We start from the raw sequence: 2,721 nt of genomic DNA, 5'->3' as shown, positions 1-2,721 counted from the left end.
TCAGCCCGTCGGCTTCGTCCGGGGCCGGCTGCGGCGTCCAGCGATTCATGCGGGAACACTGCGGCGCTTGCCGGGACCGCACAAGGCGACTTTACGCCGCCGCCACCGCCTCGATCTCGACCAGCCAGGACTCGTCGAAGATGCCGGTGACGATCACGGTCAGGGCCGGCTGGCGGCCGGCCAGCCGGCGGATGCGGACCTCGCGGTTCTCGAGCGCATACGCCCGGTCCGACAGGAAGGTCGTGACCTTGACCAGATTGTCCAGCGTCATGCCGGCGGCCGTCAGCTGGGTCTCGATATTGGTCCAGACCTGGTCGCACTGGCCGGTGAAGTCGGCGGCCAGCGAGCCGTCGGGCGCGACCGGGATCTGGCCCGACAGATACAGCCAGCGCGTCGGCGCCGCGACCTCGACCGCCTGCGGATACGAACCCTCGACGGGCGGCGACCCGTCTCCGGTCAGCGGTCGGATGATCGCGGCCACGGCCTGGCGTCCTACTGCCGCGCAGCGTCCGAGCGGGCGCGCACGACGGCGAACTCCGACGTCGGCTTCCAGCCCGGCCAGTCGCTGCTGTTCGCGAGGTCCAGGCCCAGGCGATACAGCAGGGTCAGGTTCTCGACCGCCGAGGTCAGGTCCCAGTCCGCCGACCATTCATCCGACGGCTTGTGATAGTCGGCCGCGAATTTGGCGCGCCAGGCGGCCTCGCCCGCCGCGCGTCCGCCGTCGACCCAGTCCCAGCCGTGCCAGGGCATGATCGCCGGCACGCCCATGCGGGCGAACGGGAAGTGGTCCGAGCGATAATAGAAGCCTTCCTCGGGCATGCCGTCGTCCGAGACATAGCGACCCAGCGGTTCGGCCAGGGCCTGCAGCCGGTCCTCCAGATCGTTCTGCCCCTTGCCGAAGATCGGCACGTCGCGGGTCGGTCCCGACAGCGGCAGCATGTCGATGTTGATGTCGGCCACCGTCGTCTCCAGCGGCCAGACCGGGTTGGCGGCGTAGCCATAGGCGCCCAGAAGGCCCATTTCCTCGGCGGCCATGTGGGCGAAGACGACCGAGCGTTTCGGCGCGGGGCCCGCCTTGAACTGGCGCGCCATCTCCAGCACGCCGATGGTGCCCGAGGCGTTGTCCCAGGCGCCGTTCCAGATCTGGTCGCCGGTCACGGTCGGGTGCTGGGCGGCGCCGCCGACGTGGTCCCAGTGGGCCGAATAGATGATGGTCTCTTCCGGGTGCTCGGTCCCGGGAATCCGGGCCAGCAGGTTGTGCGTCACCAGGGTCTCGATCGTCTCGGAGACGTCGACCGACAGGGCGACGCCCGGCAGGGCGACGGCCTTGAACGAACCGTCGGCGATGTTCGGCAGCTTGCTGATGTCCAGCCCCGCGGCGACGGCCCAGGCGGCGGCCGTGTCGTGCGGCATGGCGCCCGAGAATTCCAGATCGGCCGCGCCCGGCGTCAGGGTGCGGGTGCGGGCCCCGCCCCGGATCGCACCCTGCCACATCGGCGACGAAGCGGCCTGGGGGACGAGGGTGATGACGCCGACCGCGCCGCGGCGGAAGGCCTCGTCGGCCTTGTAGGCGCCGGACTGGTAGTTGGTGGCGTATTCGCCGTTGAAGCGCTCGCCGTCGGGCTCGCCGCCGACCACGACGACGACCTTGCCGCGCACATCGAGGTCGCCGTAGTCGTCCCACTGGCGTTCGGGGGCGTAGATGCCGTGGCCGGCGAAGACGACGCCCGCGTCGCGGATCGAGGCGCGCCCGTCATTGGTCGCGGCCCGCAGGACGATGTCGGTTCCGGGCGTCAGGGCGTGGACGGCGCCGTCCGGACCCGTCCAGCTGGCGGTCGCGCCGGCGACGGGGGTGTAGCGTTTCAGCTCGACGGGCTGCAGCCACTGGCCGTTGGGCCCGCCCGGCTCGAAACCCATGGCCTCGTACTGGGCCTGCAGCCAGGACAGCACCATCCGCTCGCCCTCGGTGCCGGGATAGCGGCCCTGGTATTCGTCGGCGCTGATGGTGCGGATATTTTCGCTGATCCGCGCGGCCGAGAAGTCCTGGGCCGAAGCCATGCCGGCGGCCAGCAGCACGGCGGCGACGGCGACGCCGCCCATCATCTTGCGAAACATTGGTGGACTCCATCCCCGGATCTGATGGCGCGCACTCTAGGGCGGCCGCCCGGACGGCGTCCCTTAAGTTTTCGTCATGTCGCGGCGGCACGTCCTCTCCCTCCCCTTCATGGGGAGGGAGAATGCGACGTGTTACCGACGCTGGCTCGCGCTCGGCGCGCGCGCCGGGCCGAATTCCGAACCCGGCATCCACTCAGGCCAGTCGCGGCTGTTGGCGAGGTCGCGGCCGATGTTGAAGATCAGCTCCAGATCCTCGACCTGGCCGCGCAGGTCCCAGTCGGCCGACCATTCGTCGTCGGCCTGATGGTAGCGGCGCGCTCCATATTCCGAACGGGCCGCCTCGCGTGCGGCGACGGGCTCGTCGCGGAAGGCGCCGCCGCCGTCGACATAGGCCATCGGCACGCCGCGCTTGGCCAGCGGGAAGTGGTCCGAGCGGAAATAGCTGCCCGAGGCCGGGTTGCCGTCCGGCTTGGCGTTGCGCCCCTGACGGACCGCTTCGGCCGTGACCCGGGCGTCCAGGTTCGACTGGCCCGAGCCGATGATGTCCACGTCGGCGACCCGGCCATAGACGTTCATGGCGTCGATGTTGAAGCCCGCCACCGTCGT

At 70.4% G+C, this 2,721-nt stretch carries 3 protein-coding genes; all 3 read right to left on the bottom strand.

Features of this window, described 5'->3' with window-relative positions:
- Nucleotides 1–91: 91 nt before the first annotated feature.
- Nucleotides 92–481, bottom strand: coding sequence for a RidA family protein (locus tag V6M42_RS07360; RefSeq protein WP_332678030.1), 390 nt, complete (start codon nucleotides 479–481; stop codon nucleotides 92–94).
- A gap of 11 nt (nucleotides 482–492) precedes the next feature.
- Nucleotides 493–2,115, bottom strand: a complete 1,623-nt coding sequence (locus V6M42_RS07355; RefSeq protein ID WP_332678029.1) for a M28 family peptidase — start codon at nucleotides 2,113–2,115, stop codon at nucleotides 493–495.
- Nucleotides 2,116–2,247: 132 nt separating this feature from the next.
- The coding region (locus tag V6M42_RS07350; protein WP_332678028.1) for a M28 family peptidase at nucleotides 2,248–2,721 on the bottom strand (474 nt) is incomplete at its 5' end.

The sequence above is a fragment of the Brevundimonas sp. genome (assembly GCF_036677305.1).
In the GTDB taxonomy this organism is placed as follows: domain Bacteria; phylum Pseudomonadota; class Alphaproteobacteria; order Caulobacterales; family Caulobacteraceae; genus Brevundimonas.
Note: the sequence above shows the minus strand (reverse complement) of the source record. Positions and strands in the feature narration are given on the sequence as shown.

What these genes read in the sequence shown, in the direction of transcription:
- V6M42_RS07355 (WP_332678029.1), bottom strand. Translation starts at nt 2,115, where the DNA reads ATGTTTCGCAAGATGATGGGCGGCGTCGCCGTCGCCGCCGTGCTGCTG.